The sequence below is a fragment of the Neisseria sp. P0009.S007 genome (assembly GCF_051962515.1).
The window spans coordinates 1-1,415 of the sequence record NZ_JBQCVF010000335.1 but is presented as its reverse complement, the minus strand read 5'-3'; the positions used below and the strand labels follow the sequence as shown (position 1 = coordinate 1,415).

Genomic DNA, 1,415 nt, shown 5'->3' with positions numbered 1-1,415 from the left:
CTCCAAAGGCCGTCTGAAACTTTCAGACGGCCATTATGTAAGGTAAGCATGCTTGCCTGAATCCTACGTCTCAAAATAAATCCCGCAATAATCCACACAGAAAGTCCCCAAACATGTACCAATCTTTTGGCGGCGCAACCGGCATCCGCACCCTGACCGACCGTTTCTACGACTTGATGGAACTTGAGCCGAAATACCAAGCCTTGCGCCAAATGCACGGCGAAGACATGACCCTGATACGCGAAAAGCTCTACGAATTTTTCAGCGGCTGGCTCGGTGGCCCGCAACTCTTTGTCGAAAAATACGGCCATCCCCAACTGCGCGCCCGCCATATGCCTTTTGCCGTCAACGTACAAGTCCGCAACGAATGGATAGCCTGCTTTGCCCAAGCCATGAGCGAACTGGACATCGACAAAGCACTTGCCGAGCCGGTTTTAATCCAAGTTTTTGCCATGGCAGATTGGTGCCGTAACCAAAACGAAGACGGTATCGAACCACCTATGCCGCCGATGGCGGTCGATCCTTGGGTGCGCGCACCGGAATTGCAGCAGATTTTGAGTAGCTATGGTGTGAATAGCTTTTTTAAGGAATTCACTAGTTAAGTCCGTCTGAAACTTCTTGGATAAAACAGGAACAATAATTTAAAAGTAAAAAGTAATAGGTTTTAAAATGAATAAGTGCTTTAAAAGAATAATGTTGGGCATGATTGCCTTGAGTTTCAGCCAACTAGTGTGGGCGGATAATGTCCCTAATTTTCAGGAAACCTTGCGGGCGGCAGAACAAGGAGTTGTTGCTGCCCAATACAATCTTGGTCAGATGTATCGTAACGGACAAGGTGTCCGTAAAGACTATGCTGAAGCGGTTAAATGGTATCGCAAGGCAGCAGAACAGAAGTATGGCGCTGCACAACACAATTTGGGCGGAATGTATTCCTATGGACTGGGTGTCCGTCAAGACTATGTTGAGGCTGTTAAATGGTATCGCAAAGCAGCAGAACAGGGTTATGTAGAAGCCCAAAACATTTTGGGTGTGAAGTATAAGGAAGGACAAGGAGTCCGCCAAAACTATGCAGAAGCAGTCAAATGGTTTCGTAAGGCGGCAGAACAGGGAAATGCTTCATCACAAAACAATTTAGGTTCGATGTATGAAAAAGGGCAAGGTGTTCGGGAAGACCATGTTGAAGCGGTCAAATGGTTTCGTAAGGCGGCGGAACAGGGGGGTGCCGAAGCTCAAAATAATTTAGGTACGAAGTATGCTAATGGGCAAGGTATTCACCAAGATTATGCACAGGCATTTAAATGGTATCGCAAAGCGGCAGCTCAGGGAAATATCATTGCACAATACAATTTAGGTGTAATGTATCTAAAAGGGCAAGGTGTACGTCAAAGTAAAATAGTTGCTAAAGAATGGTTTAA

2 protein-coding genes are annotated in these 1,415 nt (G+C 46.1%); both read left to right on the top strand.

The window, feature by feature from the left end:
* The first annotated feature begins 113 nt into the window (after positions 1 to 113).
* Positions 114 to 602 carry a group II truncated hemoglobin gene (locus tag ACTHS3_RS13040; RefSeq protein WP_070606070.1) on the top strand — a complete coding sequence of 163 codons (489 nt, stop codon included), beginning with the start codon at positions 114 to 116 and terminating at the stop codon, positions 600 to 602.
* 91 nt (positions 603 to 693) lie between these two features.
* A partial coding sequence (locus ACTHS3_RS13035; RefSeq protein WP_440368131.1) for a tetratricopeptide repeat protein occupies positions 694 to 1,415 on the top strand: 722 nt, incomplete at its 3' end.

Excerpts from the sequence above, each read along its gene's own strand:
- ACTHS3_RS13040 (WP_070606070.1), top strand. The coding sequence starts at position 114 with ATGTACCAATCTTTTGGCGGCGCAACCGGCATCCGCACCCTGACCGAC.